At 69.1% G+C, this 25,173-nt stretch carries 26 protein-coding genes and 1 tRNA gene; 13 read left to right on the top strand and 14 right to left on the bottom strand.

Annotated elements, in window-relative coordinates:
* Nucleotides 1-100 precede the first annotated feature (100 nt).
* From AA23TX_RS38620 to AA23TX_RS38605, 4 genes are read left to right on the top strand one after another with little or no spacing between them, the layout of a single operon-like run.
* Entirely contained in the window at nt 101-790 is a 690-nt protein-coding gene (locus AA23TX_RS38620) for a type VII secretion target (protein ID WP_155547922.1), read from the top strand.
* The gene (locus tag AA23TX_RS38615; protein WP_155547921.1) at nt 787-1,989 is read left to right on the top strand and encodes a WXG100 family type VII secretion target; all 1,203 of its coding nucleotides are present in this window, start codon (nt 787-789) and stop codon (nt 1,987-1,989) included. The genes AA23TX_RS38620 and AA23TX_RS38615 overlap by 4 nt, the downstream gene beginning before the upstream one ends.
* Nucleotides 1,989-2,558, top strand: a complete 570-nt coding sequence (locus AA23TX_RS38610; protein ID WP_230863017.1) for a hypothetical protein — start codon at nt 1,989-1,991, stop codon at nt 2,556-2,558. Before AA23TX_RS38615 ends, AA23TX_RS38610 begins: the two co-directional genes overlap by 1 nt.
* A complete protein-coding gene (locus AA23TX_RS38605; RefSeq protein ID WP_155547919.1) occupies nt 2,555-2,911 on the top strand; it encodes a YbaB/EbfC family nucleoid-associated protein in 357 nt (118 codons plus the stop codon). Before AA23TX_RS38610 ends, AA23TX_RS38605 begins: the two co-directional genes overlap by 4 nt.
* On the opposite strand, the gene AA23TX_RS38600 is transcribed toward AA23TX_RS38605, so the two are convergent.
* Genes AA23TX_RS38600 through AA23TX_RS38585 form a run of 4 tightly spaced genes read right to left on the bottom strand, consistent with a single transcriptional unit; the run spans nt 2,908 to nt 6,582 of the window.
* Nucleotides 2,908-3,312, bottom strand: coding sequence for a hypothetical protein (locus tag AA23TX_RS38600; RefSeq protein ID WP_155547918.1), 405 nt, complete (start codon nt 3,310-3,312; stop codon nt 2,908-2,910). The genes AA23TX_RS38605 and AA23TX_RS38600 overlap by 4 nt on opposite strands.
* Nucleotides 3,309-6,038: an FtsK/SpoIIIE domain-containing protein gene (locus tag AA23TX_RS38595; RefSeq protein WP_155547917.1), complete on the bottom strand. Its 2,730-nt coding sequence runs from the start codon at nt 6,036-6,038 to the stop codon at nt 3,309-3,311. Before AA23TX_RS38595 ends, AA23TX_RS38600 begins: the two co-directional genes overlap by 4 nt.
* Nucleotides 6,039-6,071: 33 nt before the next feature.
* Complete coding sequence (locus tag AA23TX_RS38590) at nt 6,072-6,317, bottom strand: hypothetical protein (RefSeq protein WP_155547916.1); 246 nt, start codon at nt 6,315-6,317, stop codon at nt 6,072-6,074.
* Nucleotides 6,318-6,321: 4 nt separating this feature from the next.
* A complete protein-coding gene (locus AA23TX_RS38585; RefSeq protein ID WP_155547915.1) occupies nt 6,322-6,582 on the bottom strand; it encodes a hypothetical protein in 261 nt (86 codons plus the stop codon).
* Between the two features lie 1,258 nt (nt 6,583-7,840).
* On the opposite strand from AA23TX_RS38585, the gene AA23TX_RS38580 reads away from it, so the two are divergent.
* Nucleotides 7,841-8,302 carry a hypothetical protein gene (locus AA23TX_RS38580; RefSeq protein WP_155547914.1) on the top strand — a complete coding sequence of 154 codons (462 nt, stop codon included), beginning with the start codon at nt 7,841-7,843 and terminating at the stop codon, nt 8,300-8,302.
* A 196-nt stretch (nt 8,303-8,498) separates the two neighbouring features.
* Here the strand turns inward: AA23TX_RS38580 and AA23TX_RS38575 are convergent, their stop codons facing one another.
* The gene (locus tag AA23TX_RS38575) at nt 8,499-9,623 is read right to left on the bottom strand and encodes a GTP pyrophosphokinase (RefSeq protein ID WP_155547913.1); all 1,125 of its coding nucleotides are present in this window, start codon (nt 9,621-9,623) and stop codon (nt 8,499-8,501) included.
* Between the two features lie 11 nt (nt 9,624-9,634).
* Nucleotides 9,635-10,354, bottom strand: a complete 720-nt coding sequence (locus tag AA23TX_RS38570; protein WP_196425774.1) for a hypothetical protein — start codon at nt 10,352-10,354, stop codon at nt 9,635-9,637.
* A gap of 220 nt (nt 10,355-10,574) precedes the next feature.
* Between AA23TX_RS38570 and AA23TX_RS38565 the strand changes: the two genes are divergently transcribed.
* Nucleotides 10,575-11,252 carry a hypothetical protein gene (locus AA23TX_RS38565; RefSeq protein ID WP_155547912.1) on the top strand — a complete coding sequence of 226 codons (678 nt, stop codon included), beginning with the start codon at nt 10,575-10,577 and terminating at the stop codon, nt 11,250-11,252.
* Nucleotides 11,192-11,782 (top strand): hypothetical protein, encoded by a 591-nt coding sequence (locus AA23TX_RS38560; protein ID WP_155547911.1) that lies wholly within the window; start codon nt 11,192-11,194, stop codon nt 11,780-11,782. The genes AA23TX_RS38565 and AA23TX_RS38560 overlap by 61 nt, the downstream gene beginning before the upstream one ends.
* Nucleotides 11,783-11,871: 89 nt before the next feature.
* On the opposite strand, the gene AA23TX_RS38555 is transcribed toward AA23TX_RS38560, so the two are convergent.
* Nucleotides 11,872-11,956, bottom strand: a tRNA-Ser gene (locus tag AA23TX_RS38555).
* Between the two features lie 46 nt (nt 11,957-12,002).
* On the bottom strand, nt 12,003-12,767 hold the full coding sequence (locus AA23TX_RS38550) for a PP2C family protein-serine/threonine phosphatase (protein WP_155547910.1): 765 nt from the start codon (nt 12,765-12,767) through the stop codon (nt 12,003-12,005).
* 77 nt (nt 12,768-12,844) lie between these two features.
* On the opposite strand from AA23TX_RS38550, the gene AA23TX_RS38545 reads away from it, so the two are divergent.
* The gene (locus AA23TX_RS38545; RefSeq protein ID WP_155547909.1) at nt 12,845-14,536 is read left to right on the top strand and encodes an HsdM family class I SAM-dependent methyltransferase; all 1,692 of its coding nucleotides are present in this window, start codon (nt 12,845-12,847) and stop codon (nt 14,534-14,536) included.
* Nucleotides 14,537-14,544: 8 nt separating this feature from the next.
* Entirely contained in the window at nt 14,545-15,435 is an 891-nt protein-coding gene (locus AA23TX_RS38540; protein WP_155547908.1) for a serine/threonine-protein kinase, read from the top strand.
* Here the strand turns inward: AA23TX_RS38540 and AA23TX_RS38535 are convergent.
* Nucleotides 15,425-15,934 carry a hypothetical protein gene (locus AA23TX_RS38535; RefSeq protein WP_155547907.1) on the bottom strand — a complete coding sequence of 170 codons (510 nt, stop codon included), beginning with the start codon at nt 15,932-15,934 and terminating at the stop codon, nt 15,425-15,427. The two genes, AA23TX_RS38540 and AA23TX_RS38535, sit on opposite strands and share 11 nt — an antisense overlap.
* A 224-nt stretch (nt 15,935-16,158) precedes the next feature.
* Here AA23TX_RS38535 and AA23TX_RS38530 point away from each other — a divergent pair, with 224 nt between their 5' ends.
* Together AA23TX_RS38530 and AA23TX_RS38525 are read left to right on the top strand one after the other, a co-directional pair.
* Complete coding sequence (locus tag AA23TX_RS38530; protein ID WP_155547906.1) at nt 16,159-16,806, top strand: L,D-transpeptidase; 648 nt, start codon at nt 16,159-16,161, stop codon at nt 16,804-16,806.
* A 111-nt stretch (nt 16,807-16,917) separates the two neighbouring features.
* Nucleotides 16,918-19,740: a PQQ-dependent sugar dehydrogenase gene (locus AA23TX_RS38525; protein ID WP_155547905.1), complete on the top strand. Its 2,823-nt coding sequence runs from the start codon at nt 16,918-16,920 to the stop codon at nt 19,738-19,740.
* A 71-nt stretch (nt 19,741-19,811) separates the two neighbouring features.
* On the opposite strand, the gene AA23TX_RS38520 is transcribed toward AA23TX_RS38525, so the two are convergent.
* Entirely contained in the window at nt 19,812-21,329 is a 1,518-nt protein-coding gene (locus tag AA23TX_RS38520) for a 3-hydroxyacyl-CoA dehydrogenase (RefSeq protein WP_155547904.1), read from the bottom strand.
* A 52-nt stretch (nt 21,330-21,381) separates the two neighbouring features.
* Between AA23TX_RS38520 and AA23TX_RS38515 the strand changes: the two genes are divergently transcribed.
* Nucleotides 21,382-21,867, top strand: coding sequence for a TetR/AcrR family transcriptional regulator (locus AA23TX_RS38515; RefSeq protein ID WP_155547903.1), 486 nt, complete (start codon nt 21,382-21,384; stop codon nt 21,865-21,867).
* Here AA23TX_RS38515 and AA23TX_RS38510 read toward each other — a convergent pair.
* Nucleotides 21,864-22,535, bottom strand: a complete 672-nt coding sequence (locus tag AA23TX_RS38510) for a TetR/AcrR family transcriptional regulator (protein ID WP_155547902.1) — start codon at nt 22,533-22,535, stop codon at nt 21,864-21,866. The genes AA23TX_RS38515 and AA23TX_RS38510 overlap by 4 nt on opposite strands.
* A gap of 146 nt (nt 22,536-22,681) precedes the next feature.
* Here AA23TX_RS38510 and AA23TX_RS38505 point away from each other — a divergent pair, with 146 nt between their 5' ends.
* Complete coding sequence (locus tag AA23TX_RS38505; protein ID WP_155547901.1) at nt 22,682-23,128, top strand: nitroreductase family deazaflavin-dependent oxidoreductase; 447 nt, start codon at nt 22,682-22,684, stop codon at nt 23,126-23,128.
* On the opposite strand, the gene AA23TX_RS38500 is transcribed toward AA23TX_RS38505, so the two are convergent.
* From AA23TX_RS38500 to AA23TX_RS38490, 3 genes are read right to left on the bottom strand one after another with little or no spacing between them, the layout of a single operon-like run.
* A complete protein-coding gene (locus AA23TX_RS38500; RefSeq protein ID WP_155547900.1) occupies nt 23,118-23,318 on the bottom strand; it encodes a hypothetical protein in 201 nt (66 codons plus the stop codon). The two genes, AA23TX_RS38505 and AA23TX_RS38500, sit on opposite strands and share 11 nt — an antisense overlap.
* Nucleotides 23,319-23,327: 9 nt before the next feature.
* Complete coding sequence (locus tag AA23TX_RS38495) at nt 23,328-23,993, bottom strand: response regulator (RefSeq protein WP_155547899.1); 666 nt, start codon at nt 23,991-23,993, stop codon at nt 23,328-23,330.
* Nucleotides 23,990-25,150 carry a sensor histidine kinase gene (locus tag AA23TX_RS38490; RefSeq protein WP_155547898.1) on the bottom strand — a complete coding sequence of 387 codons (1,161 nt, stop codon included), beginning with the start codon at nt 25,148-25,150 and terminating at the stop codon, nt 23,990-23,992. Before AA23TX_RS38490 ends, AA23TX_RS38495 begins: the two co-directional genes overlap by 4 nt.
* Between the last annotated feature and the right edge of the window lie 23 nt (nt 25,151-25,173).

Here is a 25,173-nt window from a genome sequence, read left to right as displayed (position 1 = left end):
CGGTGGTGGCCTTTTTTCTGTTCACTCCTTGGGGTGACAGCGAAACCGCATCGAGGGTGCTGCCGTCTTTACTGGTGACGGGACCACAGGGGAGGGTGGCGTGGACGGGTACGCGGTGAAGGCCGGCGAGCTGGGCAAGCTCATCGACGACCTCGACACGGCGGCGGACAGGATGGCGGATGCCAACCGGAAGCTCGGTGGCGGTGGGGCGTTCGGCTCGCTGGGAACGGCGGAGCTGGGGCGGGCGGGTATCGAGTTCGAGGAGGCGTGGGGGTACGGGATCGGCCGGCTCGGCGAGGCGGCTTCGGAGATCAGTGAGCGGCTGAAGCAGGCGAAGCAGAAGTACGAGCGGATCGAGGCCGAGTTCGGCGATGAGCTGGCGAAGTTCGGCTCGGCGGTGCTTGGTGCCGATGGCAAGGTCGGGGGCGGGGTGACCGGTGGGGTGCCGGGCATCGACGACCTGGCCGGGCGCGATGGTCCGGCGGGTATCGGTGACCTGGGCGGGGACGACGGCAAGGTCGGTGGTGGGGTCACCGGGGGCGTGCCGGGCGTCGGTGACCTTGCCGGTGGCGATCCCCGGCCTGCCGGTGGCGTGCCGGGGATGGGTGACCTGGGCGGGGGCGGCGGCCGGGCTGCCGATGGCGGTGTGCGGGGCCTGGGCGGTGGCGACGACCGGCCTGCTGGTGGCGCGCCGGGCTTGGCTGACCTGGCCGGTGGCTCCGGCGGCGGGATGGTGGGCGGTGGCGCGACCGGCGGCATCACCGACCTCCTGAACGGCCTCGACCGGTGAGCGTCCGCGACTTCCCGGCTCTGGGCTTCGACCCGGCGCCGGGCGACCTCGACGGCGTCACCGACCTGGCCGGCAAGTACCGGACGGTGAGCGGCGACCTGACCGAGGCCGACGACTCGCTCCGGCAGATCGTCCGGCGGCAGGGCATCTGGCAGGGCGAGGCGAGCGAGGCCTTCGCGCGGCGCGTCGGCCCGTTGCCGCAGTACCTCGAAGGTGCGGCGAAGTCGATGGGCCAAGCCGCGGACGCGCTCGAAGGGTGGTCCCGCGACCTCGGCGACCTGCAGCACCGCGCGGCCGACCTGGAGGCTCGCGCGGAGGCGGCGGCCAAGGCGGCCGAGCAGGCGCGCGCGAACCCGGACTTCGCGCTGGCCGACCGGACGTTCCCGGACCAGCCGTCGCTGCGGATCGCCCAGCGCCTGCTCGACGACGCCGGCCGGCAGCTCCAGTCCGCCATCGACGGCTGCCAGAACGTCCAAGACGCGGCGAAGCAGCTCCAGCAGGAGCACACGGAGGCGGCGGCCCGCGTCGCGGAAGCGCTGCGGAAGGCGAAGGACCTGGCGCCGGACGAGCCGGACGTCCTCGACCAGCTGACCGACGCCGTCGGCGGAGCGCTGACCGACCTGGGCAACACCCTCGCCGACGGCGTGGATCAGGCGTGGGACTTCGTCCAGGACCACGCGGAGGTGCTGTCGAAGGTCTCCGACGTGGTCGGGGACATCGGCAACGGCCTCGGTGTCCTGAGCGACGTCCTCCCGTCACCGGCCGGTGAGGTCACGAGTCTCCTCGCCACCACTTTCGGCCTGGGCGCGCTCGGCGGTCACGCGGTCGCCAAGGCGGCGGGCGCCGATGTGGCGCCCGAGACCTTGATCTTCGACGTGGCTGGTGCGGTCACTTCGCTCGCCGGGATCAACCCGATGATGCCGGACAGCGTGATCAAGGTCGCGACCTACGGAGCGCTGGCCGGCCAGCTGGGAGGCGAAGCAGCGGCGGGAGCCGGCTTCGAGAGCCCGGTGGACGACTTCAAGAACTACTGGGTGCCGAAGGACGCGGCCCAGTGGGCGGTCACCGGCACGTCGATCGTCGCCGGGCCCGCTGCCTGGGCGGCGGTGGCGTTCGGCAACGCGATCGACGCCGGAACCCAGGCCGACACCACGCCCCAGCGCCGGCGTGAACGTGCCGAAGACGAGGTGTGGAACTGATGCCTCTCCAGATCGACCTGCCGCCTGGGTTCGCGGGCATGCCGGTGGGCACCGACGACAAGATGAACCGCGGTCACGCCTGGACCATCGCGGAAAACCTGGCGTCCGGGACATCCATCCAGGAGTTCGGCAGCTACCTGATGGCGCTGGTGCCGTCCATGCGGGCCAACGGCATCCGCGTGTTCGGCAAGTTCGCCGTCGGACGGCGCAAGGGTGACGTCGCGACCCTGACGCTGGGCGTCGCGCAGTGGCCGGAGACCGCGCCCGCCGACCCGGACGCCCTCGTGTCCGCGATGGCGGAGGAGTACCGGAGCCGGCACAAGCGCGCGGTGGTGAAGCCGGTCCGGCTCCCGATCGGCCCGGCGATCGCCGCGATCAGCGGCGGCGAGTTCCACCTGCCGGAAGGCGACGTCCGCACCCAGATCAAGGCGGAGTACCAGATTCCCCTGCCGGACGGCCGGTCCGTGGTGATCCTGTCGGTGGTGGCGGAGTCCGAAGACGCCTGGCCGGCGGTCGCCGAGGCGACGGCGAAGGTCGCGTGGAGCCTCCGCAGTCAGGACGTGGCATGAACAACGCGCAGCTGATCGAGGAAATGCGCTGGCAGCTCAAGCGGATCGACGACCGCAAGGCCGACAACCAGCGCATCCTCGCGGGCATCGCCGGGAGCGAGCACACCACCGTCGTCTCGCCGGATCGGGTCGTCACCGTGCTCGCCGGGCCCGGTGGCGTCGTCAGCGAAGTGCGGCTCGCGCCGGAAGCGATGCGGTTCGACGCCGTCACGCTGAGCCGGGCCATCACCGCCGCCGTCCGGGAAGCCGTCGCCGCCACCGGTCAGCTCGCCGAACCTCGACCGCCGAAGCCGCGACCGAAGCCGGGACCGGCGGACGACGACGAGCCCTACGACACGGTGTTCGATGTCTAGACCGGCGGCTGCTCGCCGCGCTTCGCAGCCGCTCGCTTGGCCCGCCATCCCAGGGCCAGCACCGCCTGCACCAGCTCCTGGTAACTGGGCTTGACCTCCTCGAGGTACCGCTCCAGGTACGCCGGGCGCGCGGTCAGGACCGGGCGGGGCTCGTCGCCCGGGTCGAGCCAGAGCAGGCCTTGGATGTTGTGCAGCGCCATCTTCCACCAGCGCGTCGCGCGCTCGGCCGCTCGGGCTTCGCGCTCCGCGGCCGTCTCGATGGCGGTCTGGGCTTCCTCGATCTCCCCGGCCAGCTCTTCCGCGCGCGCCAGCTCCCAGGCGCGCAGGTTCTCCGCCGAGCCCCGGGAGAGGGCGATGATTTCCTTGTACCGCATGGCCGCGGTGGCGCCGTCGTCGGTCACTGTGCGTTCTCCGGGCGCTGGAACGGGATGATCACTTCGGGGGCGCCGTGGGTCGTGCGGTCGAAGAACAACGCGCGGCCCGGGCGCGGCGACCAGTGCACCACCTGGCCCGCCGCGAACGGCGCCAGCTCGTTGCCCTGGACGTCGAGCGCCGCCCACGTGCCGATGTCGTCGGTGCCCCCGAAGCCCAGCGTGTCCTTCAGCCGGGCGATGCTGCGCCACCAGCCGATCGTGTGGACGCCGTGTCCCGGGCCCTGCTTCAGCACCATCCGCAGGTGGTCGAGGCCGCTCTTCAGCTGCCCGACGGCCTTGACCTCCAGCGACGGCAGCGCCGCGTCGACGCCGTACAGGAGCAGGACCTTCGCGCCGCCGGACAGCGCACCTGTCATCGACTCAAGCACGCCGGTCAGGTCCTCCACCAGCGTGGCCGCGTGGCCGTCGGCGCGCAGCCGCTCGGTCAGCTCCAGCGCCGCCGGGGCACAGGCTTCGATCGGGCAGCTCAGCAGGAACTCGATCTCGCCGGGCTCGTACTGCCGCGACAGCGAGCGCGCCGCCGAGTCCATGATGGACAGCGCTTCGGCGGTGGCCGACCCGAGCACCGCGACATTGCGGCCCGGCGCCCGGGGCAGCTCCACGCCGCACGCGGCTTCGGTGACGTCGATCGACTGGCCGAGCAACGCCCGCGGCCGTGAGTTCGGCTTCAGGTCCAGGTACGCCGGGAACTGTTCCAGGATCGGCGAATGCGCGCCGTCGAACAGGCGCGGCCGCGGGAACCGGCCCTGGTACTCCTCCCACAACCGGTGCTGCAGCCGCACGAAGACGTTCTTGCTGCTCGCGTCCGGGATGTGGGCCAGCTGGTTGCCGTGTGCGACGCCGGAGTCGTGGTTGATCACCCCGTGCCACTTCGGCGCCGACACCGCCGCGTTGTTCGTCTCGGCCAGCACGCGCCGCGCCTTCGGCATCGCGATGCGCAGCGTGCACTGCTCGAACACGGCCGGCTTGCCCCAGAACGCCTCGATGCCGGCGACGTCCTGGCTGGCCAGCACCAGATGGATGCCCTGCGACCGGCCGCGTCGCGCGATGTCCTCCAGCAGCTGCGTCGCCGTGGCTGTCACCTGGTCGCGGCCCGCGAACAGGTACTGGAACTCGTCGATCACCGCGACGATCCGCGGCCAGTGCCCGCCGGGGTCGGCTTCGCGGAGATCCGCGAGGTTCGTGACCTCGTGCTCCTTCGCCGCCGCCGACCGCCTTCGCAGCTCGTCGGCCAGGAACCGCAGCAGCGCCAGGCCGAACTCACGGTCGGTGTTGACGTTGACGCCGATGAGCCGCGCGTGCGGCAGCCAGCTCGCGTCCTTGCGCCCCGGCGCCAGCCCGGCGAACGACACGCCTTCCTTGAAGTCCAGCAGGTACAGCGCCAGCTCGTCCGGCGAGTACCGCGCCGCGAGACTGCCGAGCAGCGCGTACAGGAAGTTCGTCTTGCCCGAACCGGACGGTCCGCCGATCAGGACGTGCGGGCTCGCGTCGCCGATGACGACCTCGACCGGCTCGCCCTCGAAGAACCCGACCGGTGCGCGCAGCTCCCGTGCCGAGCTTTCGCGCCCGATCTCCGTCGGCAGCAGGTCGTCGAACGACCGGGGCCCGCCCTGCTTGGCGATCAGCGCCGCCGCGATCCGGTCGGCGGCGCGGATGACCTGGCCGGACGGCATCGGCGGATCGAGGTCGACGACCAGGTCGGTGCCGGTCATGCTGCTGATCGCGTGGCGGTCGTCGATGAGGCTGAGCGTCTCGACCGACGCGCTCACGGCGGTCGGCACGTCGATCATGATCAGGCAGATCCCGGCGGCCAGCGCTCCACTCGCGACCCGCTTGAGATCCCGGGCGCGCTCGGGCTCGAGCGTTTCGCCGTTGCCGTACAGCACGACGATGCGGAACGGCTCGACCCGCTCCTGCCGGTCGATGCGCAGCTCCCGCAGCGACGTGTGCCCCGCCTGCATCCCGGTCGCGTGGATGCGCCGGATGTGCCCGGCCAGCTCGTCGAGGAGGTCCTCGAGCCGGCCCGGGTCGTACAGGGAAAGCGCGCTCGTGCGGCTGAGCGGGTAGAGGTCGGGCAGGATCGCGGTCAGCTGCCCGATGTCCCACAGGTGCACGCGCACCGCGCCCGGTTCGAACGTCGAGAGCACGCGGATCAGCAGGTTCTGCACGATGCCGTCGATGGTGGGCCGCGTCTTCGGCGCCGACGTGATCGCCAGGTGCGATTCGTCGAGGAGCGGGACGGCGACGTCGAACGTGCGGGTGGCGTCGCCGCCGGCCGCCGTCGCGGAGCCGACGCGCCACAGCCCGGGCGAGGTGATGCCCGCGTTGTGGCCGACGCGCCCGAGCCAGTCACCCGGGGGCAGTCCCGCCGGGCCGGGCGCGTTCTGCGAGACGAGCTCGCGCAGCGTCGAGGGGCCTTGACCCCAGTCGGTGTAGAAAGCGCTTCGCACACTGCCGAGCGCGCCGAACACTTCGTGCGCGGCCGGGTGTTTGGCCCACTCGTGTTGCTGCTCGTTGGTGGCGTGGTTCATGCCGACGCGGACGATCTCGCGTTCCAGCTCGAGTTTGGCGAGGTCGGCCTCCGCGGCTTGGCGTGCCCCGGCCGCCGCACCCAGGACCAGCCCGATCTGGTGGCGGACCCGGTCGAGTGCGGTCTCGACGCGGTTGCGTTGCTCGGCTGACTTGTTGGCCATCGGCGTCCCCAAGAAAAGGTGTCCCCAAAAGGATTACAGGCGCGACCGGTATCCGCTCACCAGATCTTCGGCAGCGGCCAGGCGGACGAGGAGCTGGTCCAGCCCCTCGCCGGCCTGCGCGTACTGCGAAGGCAGCCAGGGATCGGCCTTGGCCTGGGCGTCCACGAGCGCTTGCCGGGCCTCTCCGAGCAGGCTTGTGACCCGCTCGGCGTGGGCTCGCGCGTCGGCGAGCCCGGCCACGACGGAGGTGAGCAGCTGGTGGAGATCGGCGAGCGTCATCCGGCTAGAGACGCGCCGAGTAGGAGTCGGCGGAGGAAATGCTTGCTTGGACCGTGCTCTGCAGGCCGCTGATGTCGTGCAGGGCTTGTGCGAGAAGGCCGTGTGCCTGACTCACTTCGTGCTGGCTGCTGCCTTGCGTCGCTTGTGCGAGCGACTGCTGGGCTTCTTCGAGAGACTGCGCTGCCTGCTGCAGGGCGGCGATGCTCGCGGACGCCTTTTCATTGGCGAGCGCGATGCCAGCGCGGATCTCTTCGACTCCGGCCATCGGGCCTCTACTCCTCGGTCGTACGGGGGCGGATTTCTATTGAAACAGATCCAACGACTCAGCGTGATCATCTGACTGTGCGGAGTGATCACGGGTCCGGAATCAGCAAGGCCCCGGACGTGGGAACGTCCGGGGCCGGGCCGATCACGGTGCGTGCCGGGGTTGACCCGGCACGGATGACGAACACTGAAGTCGCTGGCCAGCGCTACCCCAGGTCAGAGCGGTTTTCGTGCCACTGCTGGCCTTTCTGGAAGCGTCGGGCTCGGGTTGGGGTGAGACTAGCGCGACCGGAGCAGCGGGCTGCGCCCAGCCCTGCTCGTAACTCCCTGTGGGCGACCAAATTTGTCCGGCAATCGCTCGAAAGACATTTCACATTTCGGGCGGCCGGCCGGGCGGGACGGACTCGCGCTCGCATCCGCACGGGAACGTGCTCGTGCGAGGGGTGCCCGCACGGCCACGGCCCGGATTCGGGACGGGCCACCAGTTTCCGGCCCGGAACGACGAAACGCCGGGCGCGCGGCCCGGCGTTTCGCCTGTTCAAGTGCGGAGGATACAGGATTCGAACCTGCGAGGGCGTGAACCCAACACGCTTTCCAAGTCTGCACACGGGTGTTCAGCGGGGTCTGTCGCGCGCAAACCCGCAGGTCGACGGGCCGGGGCACGCGTGGCGGACCCGCTCGAACGGAGACGAATGAGACTGGGATTGAGACTAAGTCGCGGTGAGGTTCGAGTCTGCTGCGACGGACCAGCTGGGCTGGTGGGCGGTGACCTGGCGGCCTTCGCCTTGCTGTGAGGTGACAGTCAGGCTCCCGTCCTGGGAGTCGTGCCAGGTGTACTGGTGAGGGCCCGTCGGGGTCGAGCGTGCAGACCCACGGTGAGGCGCTAGCGGGCCGTGTTGGCCTCAGGCGCAGCGACACGCAGTGGTCTGCAGCTGAGGGCTGACGTCGTAGAAAGTGACTTAAGTCACAATAGGCCGAGTGTGCCTCATGCTCGGGGCGCATCGGTGTCGGATGGATCTTGAACTCGCCCTTCGACCCGCAGGCGTCCTCGGCGCGGGGCTGTCTGGGAACGCGGGGCGGCGAGGTTGTCCAGCGGTGGTGCCGGTTGCGGCACGGCAGCCCGGGGCCTCAAGGCCTGCATCTCGGCGGCATCACTTTGGCGGTTCAACTAGCGCTACAGCCTTCGCCCGAGTCGGCGGTACCGACGCGGAGATCTGCCGGGGAGTCCGCATGGATTCCAGCTAGGAAGGGATCGCGCCATGGAAAATGACGAACCTATGGGATTTCGTGGCGGATTTTGGATGAAGACCAGAACGGTTTGGGGACCGGCAATTTTGGTCGGTGTCGGAATCATTAGTGCGATAAGGTATCCCCGCGTTGAGTTAGCCGTATTCTATTCCACTAGCGCGCAGGTCATCGTGACGCTATATGTGGCAATCGCGATCGAAGCAATGGCATCCAGCGTGACTCAAAAGGCGGCGGAGCTTACGGGCAAACACTGGATCTATTTGGTTGTGAGCTGTGGAGGTCTACTTGCAGCCCTACGAGCTATCAGCAGGCAGGAAGTTTATCCGTGGCTCACTGGGCTAACCGTAGCCGGCCTAGCTGCAACAATTCTCCTTATTGTAGAGAAGTTAATTAACATGCGAGCTCGGCAACGATGGGCATGGCTGTGGGCGGTTATCTTTATTGTTCTTGTTGTTGTAGTTCTAGTCATATAGGGAATGAGTCGACGGTGTCATAGGTCGGATTAATGTCATACCCGCTGCGCGGTCACGGTGATTGCTGTGCGGGTCTCCGTCTAGGCTTGAACTCAAGCTGGGCGGATTTTGAACGGATTCTGTATTCATGCTTTGACCTGTGGCAATGCCTCTGTCAGGGCCGTCAGGGGGTGCCGGGGTGGGAAGCCTTGAACGACTAGACATCCTCCAAGATGTGCATGGCTGTAGCTCGTAGGATCTCGTCGGCGTTATTCCAACCCGTTGGACTGTAATCACCCGCTGATGCGAGACGACCTGAAATCAGCTCTTGGCTGAGCCAATACAGATAGATCATCCAGAAGGTGACGCCGACCGGCGTTTCTAAGATTGGCTCGTCGGCAAAGTGTCCATCGGGATCACTTGCCCAAATCTGGGAGAACTTCATAATATGAGAGAAGTTTTCCGTTGTGTAGTCAAGAAGATCTTTGACTGTCGTTACGCCCATGTCGGCGAGATTGTCGGCTCGCTTGGCAATGTATTGCATTGACAGAGGGGCGACGCCCGCCTCTGTGTTGTCGGCTACGGCGGCCGCCTCGATGTCCTTAATTGTCTCATTTGATTTCAATAGTTCAAGTAGAGTGTCTTGGTTGATTGATAGATCTTGGGGGCTGGTGTTGATCGTATTCCGAACCTGCTCTTGGTATTCACCAATATCGTTCCGAAGGGACCGAAATTCCCCGTCTGCGCTCTCGAGAAGCCCTGCGACTCGTGAAAATCTCCGACGGAGGTTTTGTGGGATTCCGCCTCTGATTTTATAGCCTAGGTCGTGTTCGATTTCCGCCCATGCGTGCTGCAGAACTGATCGGACCTGGACTTCAAATTTCTTGCCGCCGAATCTGCTGTACTCCACCAGGTGTTCCCGCTTCTCGCCTAGAGTGAGGATAAAATGAACGGAAAGATAGCCGAATCTATCGGAGTCGAGGTTGGCTCGCTTGTCTACTGAATTCTCTTCGTCAACGTCAAACTCTGTGCGAAGCACGTCTGAAACCTTGTCCACGTCGTCTTCGAAGTAGGTAATCACGCGAAGTCCTAGTAAATCTGTCAGTGCACTGTAGTCGGGGTATCGACTAGAGCGTGATGCGATCTTTTCGTGGGCGCTATCAAGCTCCTTTACTCGGAAACTAACGGTGTGGAATTGAATCTTACTAGCCGCAAGCGCTGCAGAAATGAGGTTGGCTACCAGGCTGCCCATGTCGGCTAGGCCGGCGACGCTCTCTTCGTACTTTTCTCGCTGGCTGCCTACTTCTCGGCGTCGAGACTTTTGGGAATCCTTGGAGTTCATGTTGTTCTCCGTTAATCGCGTTTCTTAAGGATTTGTTGCTTGAAGCGCCATGAACGTTCAAGGATGCAAGCCCCGGGTGACGCCATCGGCTCTTGTGTTAGTGGCCTTTTTACATTCTCTTCGGTAAGCGGTACTCCCTCGGAAACCGAAGATGATTCTGAAGCCGTGATTAGTACACCTTCGGCGTTGACGTTGACAGCGTCGCCGAATAGGGCATCAAATACGTCATCGTCCATCACGACGACGGTCAAGACGGTAGCGGTGAGGGTTAAGGTGTCCAGGCCAATGCCGAGGCAGTAGGCGGTAACGCGGTCCTTTTCGCGCGCGGCCTGAAGGTCGCGGTACAGCGTCCAGTTCTCGTAGTCGAGCGGCTCGCCATGGCTGCCGTCGCGTTCAGGCTCGCCGAGGATCTCCTCGGAGTACTCCCGGACCATGCTGCGCCACAGGTCGAAGTCGTTCGCCTTGTCCCAGGCCGCCACAGACGACGGCTGGAACTCGCCTGCCGGGATGAGGCCGTAGATGCCGGCGGCCGTCGCGACCTTCGCCGGGTCGCGCCAGTGCAGGAGGAACGTCGCCTTGTCGGTGTCCCGCTGCCGGCGGAGCGTCAGCGTCTCAATCGCGGGCATAACCGGCCGCCGCTCCACTACGAAGAGATGCCCATCGCTCACTGAGCAGCGTTTGGCATCAGCGAACGTGTGGGTGGTGCTGCCGGAGCGGACCTCGATTGCCACGTTGTACCTCCTTGGCAGGTTAGTGATCACGAAGTCGGCGCCGCCCAGCACGCTGTTACGACTGGTATCAACTTTACATGTTCGCCGAAAACCAGCGGCGGTTCTCGGCTTCGAGGCGAATCATGGGGAGATGCCAGAACCAGAGAAAGCGAGTATGAAGGCCTTGAAGCGTGTGCAGGTCACTGCCCGCACACGCCTGCGGCCAGGTGAGCAGACGTATATGACGCGGCGCATCCGCAGCGAACCGCGGAAGGCACTGGTCTATAGCCTCGACGCCGTCAAGGCCGTCGAGGCTGCTGCCGCTCAGCTCGAAGCTGATCTGCAATTCGAGCACCTAGAGCAGCTCGAAGACCGACTTTGGGACTTGGCTGAGAGGTGTCATCAGGACCGGCGTGGTGACCATGTCGGCACCTTCGTTGACGAGCATGCGCGAGAACCTGAGTCTCTGGTCTGTCGCGTATCGATCGATTACCTCAAGGTCGATTCTCCGGTTGAGGCGCTTGGGGTGCGGTTTGGTCCCTTAGGTGCAGAGTTGGTTGCTCAGGATGACTGGCCGTCGGCCGGTCCTGCCGCCACTTCGCAGGCGACGATCATAGTTACCGGGACGAGCCGTCAACGAATGTCGGAACGGGCGCGCGACCAAGTTGAGCGTGCTCTGCACGTCCTACGTTTCGCGATCCAAGACATACGCAGCGCAACCGCTCGGGAACTTCGATTTCAGGTCGGATCGTTCCTCGTGTTCGAGGATGGCGGCGGTGCGTGGACGCCGACAGGCGAAGGCGGGGCTCGCTCCTTCGCCATCAACGAGCTAGCTTTGAAGCCGTCGAACGTCACACCGTGGCGAGTCTGTGCGGCAAGCCTTCGCGGGACATTGAGAAGAAGGCGGACGTTGCACTGAGATGGATCGAGAGAGCTGCCTTCTCGACTGATCCGCTGATCTCGCTTCTTTACCAGTTCTTCGCTCTAGAGGCGCTGCTCGGCGACGTGTCACAGGGCTTGAAGAGCGCTCAGCTGGCGTTCCGTTCTGCGATGCTCAGCCTCGTAGCCACCGGCGAGTTTCGCCACCCGTCGACGACGTTGATGCTCTATGAAGACGTCCGCAACTACGCGGTGCACGGGCAGAGTATGCCCGACGTCGACCGGACTACGGTGCGTGCTTTCGCCGCGGAGGTCCGAGAAGCCCTCTGTGAGTATCTCGCCCTAGCCCGTGCTCGCGGGTTCAGCACACGCGGGAAGCTGACAGCGTTCCTGGACTGCCACCCGAAGGGGGCTGATCTGGTGGAGTGGATCCGACACTACGGAGGCGATGGGTGGGAGCAGTTCCTCGCGAAGCGAGCGGGGCGGGCAACCGACGAGCCGTGGGCAGCTCCAGGTACTAGCGAGGCAGGCAGCCAAGGGTCGATCCACGAGGCCCCAAACCGGCCCTGACCAGGGTCGAATGAGACTAGAACTGAGACTAAGACGGAAAACGCCGGGTGTCCCGAAGTGGGGCACCCGGCGTTTCGCCTGTTCAAGTGCGGAGGATACAGGATTCGAACCTGCGAGGGCGTGAACCCAACACGCTTTCCAAGCGTGCGCCTTAGGCCGCTCGGCCAATCCTCCGCAGGAGACGATACCGGATGGCCGTCCCGGGACTTGAAGGCGGGTCTCAGCCGTCGGCCGGCTGGGGCGCGGCCATGACGTCGGCCACCACGCAGGTGATGTTGTCCGGTCCGCCGCCTTCGTTGGCCAGGCGGATCAGCTCCGGGATCACGTCGTCCGGGGCGGTGGCCGCGTCCAGGACGTCGCGCAGGGTCGCTTCCTTCACCGGGCCGCTCAGGCCGTCCGAACAGAGCAGGTAGCGGTCTCCCGGCTTCGCCTTGAACGTCCAGATGTCGGGGGCGCTGGAGCCCGTCGTCTGCAGCGCTTTCATCAGCAGCGAGCGCCGCGGGTGCGAGTCCGCGTCCTCGGCCGCGACCCGGCCGTCCTCGACCAGGGCCTGGACGAGCGTGTGGTCGCGGGTCAGCCGGCGCAGGCCGCCGTCGCGCAGCAGGTAGCCGCGGGAGTCGCCGATGTGGGCGGCCGCGAACTCGGCGCCGTCGAACATCAGCACCGTCAGGGTCGTGCCCATGCCCTCGGTCGTCGGCTCGTTCGAGGCGACCTCGGTCAGTCTTTCGTCGATCGACTTGACCACGCCGGCCAGCGTCGCGGCGAGGTCGATGCTCGTGAGGTCGACCCGTCGCAGGTCGACGTCGAGCTCGCGCAGCACGTCGACCGCGGTCGCGCTGGCGACTTCGCCGTGCGGCTGGCCGCCGATGCCGTCGGCGACGGCGAGCAGGCGGGAACTCGCGTACAGCGAGTCCTCGTTGACCTGGCGTCGCTTGCCGACGTCCGACCCCGCGGCGTACCGGAGGACGTACCGATCGTGTGTCATGCCCCCATAAAAGCATTGGTTGACTGAGTTCACAAGCAACTCGTCTGAATGGAGCACTCTCCGATAGAGTGCCCGCCATGGACGACGACGCCACGGTCAGCGCGGCCGACATCGCGCGGCTCGCCGGGGTCGGCCGGGCCGCGGTGAGCAACTGGCGACGTCGTTACCCGGACTTCCCGCCGCCCGTCGGCGGCACGGCGTCGAGCCCGTTGTTCGGCCTGTCCGCCGTCGCCGGCTGGTTTCGCGCCCGGGGCAAGAAGTTCGAGCTGTCCGCCGGCGAACGCGCGTGGCAGCGCCTGCGCGCCCTGGGCGACGACCTCGGCCTCGCCGAGCGCGTGAGCCACGCGGGCGGCTTCTTCGCCGTCCAAGCCGGGGTCTCCGGCACCTTCGACGGCCGCCTCGACGACCCCGAGCTGCTCACCCTGCTCAACGAGATGACGCACCGGGCCGGGCCGGTCGAATCGTTCGAACTGTTGTGCCGCCGGTACTTCGAGGCGCACTCGCGGCGGTTGTCGGCCACGCCGGAGCCGGTCGCCGAGCTGATGGCGCGGCTCGTCGGACCGGTCTCGGCCGTCCTCGACCCCGCCTGCGGCTTCGGCGCGCTCGCGCTGGCCAGCGGCGCGAAAACCGTGCTGGGCCAGGACAGTGACCCGATGACGGCGTCGATCGCGACGCTGCGGCTGCGGCTGCGCGGCATCGAAGCCGAGGTCTACGCGGTCGACGCGCTGCGCGAAGACGCCTTCGCCGGCCGGGTCGCCGAAGCCGTGCTGTGCGACCCGCCGTTCAACGAACGGGCCTGGGGGCACGACGAACTGGTCGGCGACGCGCGCTGGGAGTACGGCCTGCCGCCGCGCGGCGAGCCCGAGCTCGCCTGGGTCCAGCACTGCCTCGCCCACGTCGAACCCGGTGGCGCGGTGGCGATCCTGATGCCGGGCGCGGCGGCCGGGCGGCGCAGCGGGAAGCGCATCCGCGGCAACCTGCTGCGCGCGGGCGCGGTCCGCGCGGTCGTCACGCTGACGTCGGCGGGGCCGGATCTCTGGCTGCTGCGGCGGCCGGTGCCCGGGCAGCGCCCGCCGTCCACCGTGCTGCTGGCGGAGGCGGGCGACGAGCTGTCCACTGTGGACGACCTGTGGCAGGAGTTCCACGAGCACCCCGAATCCGGCGTCCGGATCATCGACCTGCTCGACGACGACGTCGACCTCACGCCGGCCCGGCGACGCGGTCGCGACGAGGACCTCGGCCAGGCCTTCCAGGCCGTGCGGGGCCGGTTCGCCGGCCTGGTGCCGCGGCTGCCGCCCCTCGACGCCGCCGACACCGAACCGGCGTTCACGACGATCGGCGAGCTGGTCAAGGCGGGAGTCGTCGAGGTCAGGCACGCGGCCCGCGCCGACGCCGACCACCCGACGGCCGAAGCGGGTGACGTCGTCGCGTCCGTGACCGGCACCGCGTACGTCCACAGTGGACCACCGGAGGCGGTTGGTCCGGGGCTTACCGTGTACCGCGTCGACCCGGAGCGGCTGGACGCGGACTTCCTGGCCGGCTGCCTGCGCGCGGCGGACCTGCCCGCCGCGTCCGCGTCGACGCGCATCGACAGCAGGCGCGTGCGGATCCCGCGCGTCACGATCGGCGTCCAGCGCGAGTACGGCCAGGTCTTCCGGCGCCTGGCGGAATTCGACGCCGTCCTGCGCGAGACGGCGGAAACGGGCCGCGAGCTGGTCCGGCTAGGCTTCGCAGGACTTGTCGAAGGACGGCTCAGACCGGGCCGATAGGGGAACGGATGCTGATCGCCGACCGCTACGAGCTCGACGAGCTGCCGCTCGGGCGCGGCGGGATGGGCGCGGTGCACGGCGGGCACGACCGTCGGCTGGGCCGGCGCGTGGCGATCAAGCTGCTCAGGCTGCCTGGCCGTGACGAAGAGCTCGAAGCCCGCTTCGCGCGCGAAGCACGGATTCTCGCGACGCTCGACCACCCCGGCGTCCCGACGCTGTACGACTACGGCACCCACGACGACCGGTTGTTCCAGGTCATGCAGTTCGTAGACGGCGTGACGGTCGCCGACCTGCTCGCCGAGCACGGGCCGCTGCCGGTGCAGTGGGCCGCGGCGATCGCGGCGCAGGCGTGCGCGGTGCTGACCGCCGCCCACGCGCTCGCGGTGTGCCACCGCGACCTCAAGCCGTCGAACCTGATGCTCGGGCCGGACGGTGGCGTCAAGGTGATGGACTTCGGGCTCGCGGTGCTGCGCGAAGCCGACGCGGCACAGTTCACGCGGGCCGGGCAGCTGCTCGGGACGCCGTCGTACATGGCGCCCGAGCAGATCCAGCGGGGCGGCGCCGAACCGCGAAGCGATCTGTACGCGCTGGGGTGCGTGCTGCACGAGATGCTCACCGGGCAGCGGCTCTTCGACGGACCCACCGCGTACGCCGTGTTCGAGCGGCAGGTCAAGGAGCTGCCGCCGCCGGTGCCGGGGGTTCCGAAGCCGCTCAACGCGCTCCTCGCGGAGATGCTGGCGAAGGACCCCGAAGCGCGGCCGCCCGGAGCGGCCGCGCTGTACGAGCGGCTCGGCGCGTTCGTCGGCGGGCTGCCCCCGCTGCCGGGGTTCCTGGTGCCGCCGTCGGTGCCGAGCCCGGGCCGGATGTACGCGCGGATGCTGGGGCGCGTCAGCGGCTGAGCGCCGCCGGCCGCCGGTCGGCCAGCGGCAGGCCGCGCCGCTGGACGCGGGAGTACGTCGTCGCGTTCTGCACGGCGATGCTGACCCCCAGCGTGAGCGCGATCGACGCCGTGGTCAGCGGCCCGGCGACCCCGAGCGCGGTACCCAGCCCGACCAGCCCGACCCGGACGGCGATGGTCAGCAGCCACAACCCGACGGTGACGGCCGAGCCCTTCTGGAACGTCGTGCCGTCACGCTCGGTGAGCGTCGTCGTGGTGCTGCGCAGGACCCCCAGACCGGCGAGCACGACGAGGTCGGCGCCGAGCAGCCCGAGTTCGGCGGCCGACGCGCCGGGCAGCGCTTTCGCGGTGAGGTAGGCGCCGACGGCGACCAGGATCAGCGGCATCACGACCAGCGTCTTGCGGTCGAGCAACGTGCCGCGGACCTGCTTGTAGACGACCTTGTAGAGGACGTAGGCGGCGATGACCGCGTAGAGCAGGACGTTCGCTGCGCTGGGCATTTGCGGGCTCCTTGGTTTCCGAGGTGCTCCCAGCTTCGGCGGACGGCGGCGGGTTTTCGTCGGCGTGGGGATCGGGTCCGGGTGGAACCGGGCCTCAACCCGGAGGTGGAGGCGCCACCCGTCCGGGCTACCCAAATCGTGACCTTTGCGGACGAACCTCGGACGGGTGACCGCCGTCTTTACGGGTGTCCACAAGCGATGATCGAGTATGGGGGTAACGGATCGTGAAGAGGCTTCTGGCGGGAGCGGCCGCGCTGGCCACCGCGTTCGTGCTGGCCGCCTGTTCCGGGGGTGGGACGGCGCCGAGCGGTCCGAACGCGGGCGGCGGGGCCGTCGCCGCCGGTGCCGGGGGCGGGGCGCCGACCACGTCGAGCACCACCGCGGCCCCCACCACGACGACCAGCGCGAAGCCCGCTCCGGCGCCGTCGACCACGAAGCCGGCGCCGACCAGCACCACGGCCAAGCCGAAGCCCAAGCCCAAGCCGGCCGCCCCGGCGAGTGACCCGGGCGTGCCGTGCGCCGCCGCGGCCGCCGCGTCGGGCACCGCCGCCTGCGTCGACATCTCCGCGCACAAGGCGTGGATCCTGCAGGGCGGCAAGGTCGTCTACGGGCCGGTGCCGATGCTGCCGGGCCGCAAGGGCTACGCGACGCCGACCGGCACGTTCCACGTGCTGTCGAAGGAGAAGGTGCACCTGTCGAAGGAGTTCGACAACGCGCCGATGCCGAATTCGGTGTTCTTCTACCCGGGCGACGCCTTCCACACCGGCAGCCTTTCGGTGTATTCGCACGGCTGCATCCACCTGTCGGCGGGCGCGTCCCTGAAGTTCTTCAACACTTTGCACGTGGGTGACGTCGTGCAGGTTGTCCCGTAATCACTCACTGGCCAACACGGACAGTAGGTTACAAACAGATAAATTCACTCATCAGAGTGCAACTGGCCCCCCTGCTCAGGCGATAAGTGATCGCTTGGGAAGGGGGGCCAAATGGCCTTGGGAAAGCTCAGAGCACTACGTCACGCCTTCGTGGCGACGGTGCTGACAGGGGCGCTGCTGCCCGTCGTGACCACGGGGGTGGCGGCAGCGGCGACCACGCTCCCACCGGGGTTCGTCCTACAGGACACCAACACCGGAACGGGGCAGTACCAGCTCACCGACTTCGCGTTCCTGCCGGACCAGTCCGCGCTCGCCACGGCGAAGGACGGGCGCGTCCAGTGGGTACCGGCGAGCGGAACACCGCGGACGATCGCGACGCTGCCGACCCGCGAGATCAGCGACATCGGGCTGGTCGGGCTGGCCGTCGCACCGGATTACGCGACGTCGCACTCGATTTACCTCACGCGCTCGCTGAACGTCACCGGCGGCTTCGTCTTCCGGCTTTCGAAGTTCACCGTGGGCCTGGACGCGGCCGGCGCGCCCGCGTCGCTGAGCGGTGAGCAGACGCTGTTCGAGGTGCCGGGCATCTCCGAAGTCCACGCCATCAACGGCGTCATCCCCGCCGCCGACGGGACGCTGTGGCTGTCGATCGGGGACAACGGCGACTTCACGAAGGTGGACCCGGGCGCGCTGCGCGCGCAGGACATCAACCAGCCGTACGGCAAGATCTTCCACTTGGCCGCCGACGGCAAGGGCGTGCCGGGCAACCCGTACTACGACGCCGCCAACCCGGCGTCGACCGCCAGCAAGGTCTTCGCGCGCGGGTTCCGCAACCCGTTCCGGATGACGATCGACTCGAACTCCGGCCTGCCGGTCGCGGGTGACGTCGGCTGGAACACGTGGGAAGAGGTCGACGTCGTCCAGCGCGGTTCCAACCAGGGCTGGCCCTGCTGGGAGGGCAACCACCCGACGCCGGGCTACAGCGCGCTCGCGGGCTGCGCCGGCGTGGCGAACCAGGCCCCGGTCTTCGAGTACCAGCACGGCAACGGCCCCATGCAGGGCAACAGCGTCACCGGCGGGATCGTCTACAACGGATCCAGCTACCCAGCGGCCTACCGCGGCTCGTACTTCTTCGGCGACTACGTCACCAACAAGATCTGGACGCTGCGCTACGACGACCAGGGCAAGCTCACGCAGGCCCCGGAGAACCCGCCGGTCTTCACCGGCATCGGCGGCCCGGTCAAGTTCGCGGCGGCGCCGAACGGCGACATCGTCTACGCCGACATCCTCAGCGGCAACCTGCGCCGGCTGAGCTACTCGGCGGGCAACACCGCGCCGGTCGCCAAGGCCACGACGACCACCGACCCGGACACCCGCACGGTGTCCTTCGACGGCTCGACGTCGGTCGACTACGACAACGACCTGCTGAAGTACGACTGGGACTTCGGTGACGGGACCGCCGCCGCCGACGCCGGGCCCACCACGAGCCACCAGTACGCGGCCGGCACCGAGTCGTTCACCGCGAAGCTGACGGTCCGGGACCCGCTGGGGCTCACCGGCACGACCGACATCAAGGTCGCGCCCGGCAACCACACCCCGCAGCTCACGCTGACCACGCCGGGCGACACCGCGACGTTCGCGGTCAACCAGCAGGTCGGCCTGAGCGCCACGGCGACCGACACCGAGGACGGCACGCTGCCGATCACGTGGACCACCGCGGTCCGGCACTGCCCGAGCGAGGCGACCTGCCACTCGCACCCCGGCGCCGGCGGCACCGGGGCGAGCTTCGCGCAGCCGTTCACCGAGCACCCAGACTCCCGCATGGAGTTCACCGCGACGGTGACCGACAGCGCGGGCGTCACGGCGTCCAAGACGTACACGGCGATGCCGCGCCAGCACCGGATCACCCTGCTGAGCACGCAGCCCGCGGCGCTGAGCATCCCGGTCGAGGGCGGTGTCAGCACGTCACTGGTGACCGAGGGCGCCAGCTTCGACGTCGAGGCCTCGCCGCTGGGCACCGACGGCGTCTCGAAGTTCACCGGCTGGCAGGGCGGTCCGACGGACACGACGTGGGTCGTCACGGTCGGCACGAGCGACCTGACGCTGACGGCGAACTACGCGACCCCGATCGACCAGCGCTACAACGCCGACCCGGCGTTGCAGGCGAAGCTCGGCGCGCCGACGGCGGCCGAGGTCACCGACGGCGTGGTCCACTACCGGGCCTACGCCAACGGGCGCCTGTACTGGAGTGCCGTGGGCGGGACGAAGTACCTGCTCGCCGGTCCGGTGCTGGACAAGTACCTCGCCGTCGGCGGGCTCACCAAGCTCGGGCCGCCGACGACCGACACCGCGACCAACGCGGACGGTGCGCAGTTCAACGACTTCGTCAACGGCGGCAACGTCGGGTCGATCTACTACACGGCCGCGACGGGTGCGCACACGATCTACGGTGAGATCCGGAAGAAGTGGGTGGCGCTCGGCCTCGGGCAGATCCTCGGTTACCCGACCAACGACGAGGACGGCACGCCGGACGGCATCGGCCGGTTCAACCACTTCCTCAAGGGCAACAACGTCGGTTCGATCTACTACACGCCCCAGACGGGCGCGCACGCGATCTACGGCGAGATCCGGAAGAAGTGGGCCGCGTACGGGTACGAGCGCGGTCTCGGCTACCCGACGAACGACGAGGACGGGACGCCGGACGGCATCGGCCGGTTCAACCACTTCAGCCTCGGCCACTCGATCTACTTCACGAACGCGACGGGCGCGCACGTGATCAAGGGCGAGATCCGCAAGCGCTGGGCGGCCCTCGGGTGGGAGCGGTCCTACCTGCACTACCCGACGACGGACGAATACGGGACGTACCGCAGCGACTTCCAGGGCGGCTACATCACCTACACGCCGCAGACGGGTGCGGTCGACCGCCCCTGGTGACCGTGATCGTCAGGAAGTGAAAGCGGGCGCGGGCCGTCTCCGGGGATTCCGGAGGCGGCCCGCTTCTCTGTTCAGGAGCGCAGGTCCGCCGGTGTCGTCCCGGTCGACGTCAGCGGCAACCCGAGCGTCACCCGCTCGGTCAGCCACGGGCTCGGGCGGTACCGCGGATCCCCGGTGGACGTGGCCAGGCCGCGCAGGATCCGCAGCACGACGTCGCCGCCCACCAGGTCTCCCCAGGCCAGCGGGCCGCGCGGGTACCCCAGTCCCAGCCGGACCGCGGTGTCGATGTCGTCCGGGGACGCCAGGTTCTGGCCCGCGATGAAGCACGCCGTGTTGACGATCGACGCCAGGAGGCGCTGGGCGATCGGGGCCGGGCCGTCGCGGACGACCGTCACCGGGTGGCCCGTCGCCGCCAGCGCGCCCCAGGCCGCGCGGCCCGCCACCGGGTCGAGTCCCGGGTGGACGGACATCGTCAGGCGCCGCTCGTAGCCGCCCAGGGGATCCACGCCGGCGACGCGGTCCAGCGGCAGCCCGGCGCGGGTGGCCGCGTCCACTGTGGACTCACCGTAGAGCGGGACGAGCAGGACCGCGTCCGGGTACGCGTCCGGGACCACCTGCACGCCGGCCGCCGACAGCACGCGGCCCAGGTGCTCGTCCGCCACGAACACCGGGCCCGACGGCTTCGGCGGCGCCACCGGCTCCTCGGCGACCTGCTGCTTCCCGTCGGCATAGGAGTAGAAGCCGGAACCGTTCTTGCGCCCGAACAAACCGGCAGCGACCCGCGGCCGCGTCAGCCACGACGGCCGCAGCCGCGGTTCGCCGTGGAAGCCGCTCCAGATGCTCTCCAGCACGGCGTGGGACACGTCGAGGCCGGTCAGGTCGAGCAGCTCGAACGGTCCGAGCTTCAGGCCGAGCACGTCCCGCGCGACGCGGTCGACGTCGGCGGGCTCGGCCAGCGCCTCGGTGAGGATCTGCAGCGCCTCGGTGTTCAGGCCGCGCCCGGCGTGGTTGACCAGGAAGCCCGGCGCGTCCTTCGCCAGCACCGGCTCGTGGCCCCAGCTCTTGACCAGTTCGAGGGCTTCGGCGGGCAGCCAGTCGTGCGTGCGCGTGCCCGGGACGACCTCGACCAGGCGCATCAGCGGCACCGGGTTGAAGAAGTGCAGGCCGATCAGCCTGCCGGGGTCGGCCAGCTCGGCGGCGATCTCGGTGACCGACAGCGAGCTGGTGTTCGTCGCGAAGATCGTCTCCTGTGGACAGACGCGCTCGAGGCCGGCGAACAGGGCCCGCTTCGTGCCGACGTCCTCCCGGACGGCTTCGACGACGAGGTCGACGCCGTCCGCGGGCGCGTCGGGCGCGTCCACCGCGACCAGCCGGCCCTTGACCGCCCCCGGGTCATCGAGCTTGCCCTTCGCGGCCAGCTTGTCCGCCATGGCGCCGACGTACTCGATCGCCTCGTCGACGGCCTCGCGCCGGACGTCGGCGAGCTCGACGGTCATCCCCGCCGTCGCGGCGAGCTGGACGATCCCGCGGCCCATCACCCCGGTCCCGATCACCCGGATCCTGCCGACCTTCCCGGCCCACCCCGTCACGTCGTGCCCGCCTTCCCGCCGATGTCGTCGGGCCGACGGTACCGTCTCGGCCGTGACGGGGAACCGGCTGACACGGGCGGAAAGCCGCGAACGGACGAAGGACCGGCTGCTCGCGGCGGCCGCCGAGCTGTTCGCCGAACGCGGCGTCAACGGCACCTCGGTCGAGCAGATCGCCGACCGCGCCGGGTACACGCGCGGGGCGTTCTACGGCAATTTCGAGGACAAGCACGAGCTGGTCGTCGCGTTGCTGGAGCGTTCGGTGCCCGGTGTGCTGCGGTCCGAGCTGGTGCTGCACGCGGTCCGGGACCCGGCCGTCCGCCCGCACTTCGACGCGCGCGAACGGTCCGCTCGCGCGGTCGTCGAAACCCGGCTGCGGGCGGACTTCGCCGCGCGAGGGGTGGCGCCACCCGCGAGCCCGGCGTTCCTGGCGCTGGTCGTCCGCGCGCTGGAGGACGGCTTGCTGCTGCACGGACACCTGAACCCGGAAGCCGGGCCGGACGCGCTCGCCGAAGCCGTCCGCCTCCTGCTTCGCCCCTAGATGCCGACGAACTCCGCCATGCGCGTCGCCGAGTGCGTGAAGAACGCGTCGGCCGGGTCGACGCTGCCGACGTACTGGCCGAACAGGTCGAAGTTGATCGCCCCGAACAGCTGGGTCCACGCCATGATCAGCCGGGTCACGGTTTCGGGCCCGGCGACGATCCCGAGGATCTTCGTGAGTGTCTCGGCCTGGGCACGCAGCTCTGGCGCGACCTCGCCGTCGATCGCCCGCAGCTCGGTGTGCGTGAGGACCTTGACCAGGGCGAGCGCGACCCGGCCGGCGGGGGCGACGGTGTCCTGCGGGGCCTGGTAGCCGGGGATCGGTGAGCCGTAGATCAGCGCGTACTCGTGCGGGTGCGCGCGGGCCCAGTCGCGCGTCGCGTGCCAGATCGCGAGCCACCGGTCGCGGGGGGCGCCCTTGCCGGGGTCGGCCTGCTCGGCCGCCTCGCCGATCGCGTTGTAGGCGTCGACGATCAGGTCGGTCAGCAACCGGTCCCGGCTGGGGAAGTACCGGTACAGCGCGGACGACACCATGCCCAGCTCCCGGGCCACCGCGCGCAGCGACAGCCCGTGCGCGCCGACGTCGGCGAGCTGGCGGCGGGCCTCGTCCTTGATCTCCTGGGTGAGTTCGGCGCGGGCACGTTCGCGCGCGGTCCGGGTCGCGGTCATGGGGATCAGTGTGCCACGACGAGAGCGGCGCACAAAATAGAGAGCAGTGCTCTTGACCATGTGCAGTGCTCTTGACACAGTGCGGTGCTCGGGTGTTCACTGCTCTTAACCGAGAGCACTGCTCTCCCAAATCTCCGGAGGACACCATGACCGCCGCCCGCTACATCGAGCCGAAGAAGTCGACCAACACCTTCAACGAGCTGGTCGCGAGGCTGACCCGGATGGGCTTCAGCGTCTGGGGCAGCCGGGTGCTGACGGTGGTCGGCCGCAAGAGCGGGGAGCCGCGGTCGGTGCCGGTCAACCTGCTGACCGTCGACGGCGTCCGCTACCTCGTCGCCCCGCGTGGCGAGACGCAGTGGGTGCGCAACCTGCGTTTCGCCGGCGAAGGCACGCTTCGCGTCGGAAAGCGCGTCGAGGGGTTCACGTTCCGCGAGCTGGCCGACGACGAGAAGCCGGGCATCCTCCGCGCCTACCTGAAGCGCTGGAAGTTCGAGGTCGGCGTGTTCTTCGACGGTGTCGACGCCAAGGCGTCGGACGAGAAGCTGCGCGAGATCGCGCCCGGCTACCCGATCTTCGAGATCTTCACGAAGTAGGTTTGCGCCGCTTGGTCAGGTTCGCCGCCATCAGCACGACGCCGACCAGGAACGCGACGAGCCCGATCAGGAACCACAGCTTCTGCCCGGTCATGAAGCTGCCGGTGATCACGCCGATGCCCTGCAGCACCCAGACGGCGCCGACCAGCACGAGCACGACCCCGACCGCGAAGGTGATCCAGCGCCTCATGCGGCCAGTCTAGGCAGGACGGTCGCCCGGGACGAGTTCGTGCCGGTAGGCGTACACGACGGCGTGCACGCGGTCGGGCAGGCCGAGCTTGCTCAGCACGCGCGACACGTGCGTCTTGACCGTCTCCTCGCCGACGTGCAGCTGCCGCGCGATCTCGGCGTTGCTGCAGGCGTTGGCGATGAGCAGCAGGACCTCGCGTTCGCGGGAGGTGAGCCGGGCCAGCTCGGGCGGTTCGGCGGCCGCGGGTTCGAGCACCGACGCGAACTTCGCGACCAGCCGCCGCGTCACCGACGGGTCGATCAGCGCGTCGCCGCGCGCGGCCACCCGGATCGCCGCGACCAGCTCTTCCGGCGCCAGGCTCTTCAGCAGGAACCCGCTCGCTCCGGCCCGCAGCGCGCGGTAGACGTACTCGTCGGCGTCGTAGGTCGTGAGCACGAGGACGCGGGTGTCGTTGCCCGGCGCGGCGAGGATCGCCTCGGTCGCGGCGAGGCCGTCGAGGCGGGGCATCCGGACATCGAGGACCGCGACGTCGGGGCGCAGGCGCGCGGTCTCGGCGACGGCTTCGCGGCCGTCGGACGCTTCGCCGACGCAGGTGAAGTCGGGCTGGGTGTCGAGCAGCGCGCGCATCCCCGAGCGGAACATCGCGTGGTCGTCGGCCAGCAGGACGCGGATCATGTGCTCTCCACCGGGAAGGTCGTGCGCAGCTGCCAGTGCTCGCCGGTCTCGCCGTAGGAGACCTGGCCGCCGAACAGGGTGACGCGCTGGCGGATCCCCGCCAGGCCGCGGTGCGCGTGCCCGTTCTCGGTGGGGCGGTCCGCGCGGAGTCCGTTGGTCACCGTGAGCACGACCTCGGTGCGGCCGTGGTTCAGTTCGACTTCGACCGGGCCTTCGCCGTGGCGCAGCGCGTTGGTCAGGGCTTCCTGGGCGATGCGGTAGAGGGCGACGTCGAGCGACCCGGGGAGCTCGCGGGGCTCGCCGCGCAGGGTCAGCCGGGTCGGCAGGCCGGCCGCGCGGACGGTCTCGACCAGCTCGTCGAGGTTGTCCAGGCCGGGCTGCTCGGCGTGGGTTTCGGCGTGCAGGAGGTCGAGCAGGCGGCGCAGGTCGGCCATCGCCGAGCGGCTGGCGGACTCGACGGCGCCGAGCGACTTGCGCACGGTCTCGGCGCCGTCCGGGAGCCCGAGGCGGGCGGCGCCGGCGTGCACGCCGATGGCGCTGACGTGGTGGGAAATGACGTCGTGGAGGTCGCGCGCGATGGTCGTGCGCTCCTCGAGGACGGCTCGCTTCACGGCTTCTTCTTCGTGCTGCCGCCGTTCGTCGGTCTCGCGCTCGAGGTCGGCGATGTAGGCGCGCCGGGCGGTCGTGTACCGGCCGACCAGCCACGGGAGGAGGCCGCTGACGCTGACGCTGATGGCGGTCAGCCGCCAGTCGGCCGCGGTGCGGCCACCGCCTTCGATGCACCCGGCGACGACGCCGGCGAGCAGGGCGAGCAGCGCGAGGACGGCGGGTTTCGGGCGCAGCCAGGCGCCGGCCCGGTAGCCGGCGATCAGGATGCCGGCGTTGTTCCCGACGACGTACCCCTGGCAGGTGCAGAGAAGAAGCGGCGAGCCGGCGAAGAGGAGAGCGTGCGCGAGGGCGACCCAGCCGGAGTACCGGGCGGGGCCGGCGAGGGCGGCGTTGACGGCGACCCCGCCGAGCAGGACGACCCACGCCCGCCAGTCGGCGCCGCTCCCGCCGAGCGGGCCACGAAGGCCGAAGAGGGCGGCATCGCAGACGACACAGACCAGCGCGACCAGCAGCGACTGGCGCCGCAGGGATCCGCTGATGTCGTACACACCCGCAACTCTGCCCTAGTCAG

Source organism: Amycolatopsis camponoti, assembly GCF_902497555.1.
Taxonomy (GTDB): Bacteria; Actinomycetota; Actinomycetes; order Mycobacteriales; family Pseudonocardiaceae; genus Amycolatopsis; species Amycolatopsis camponoti.
The sequence above is the reverse complement of the archived record's forward strand: the minus strand, read 5'-3'. Positions and strand labels throughout refer to the sequence as shown.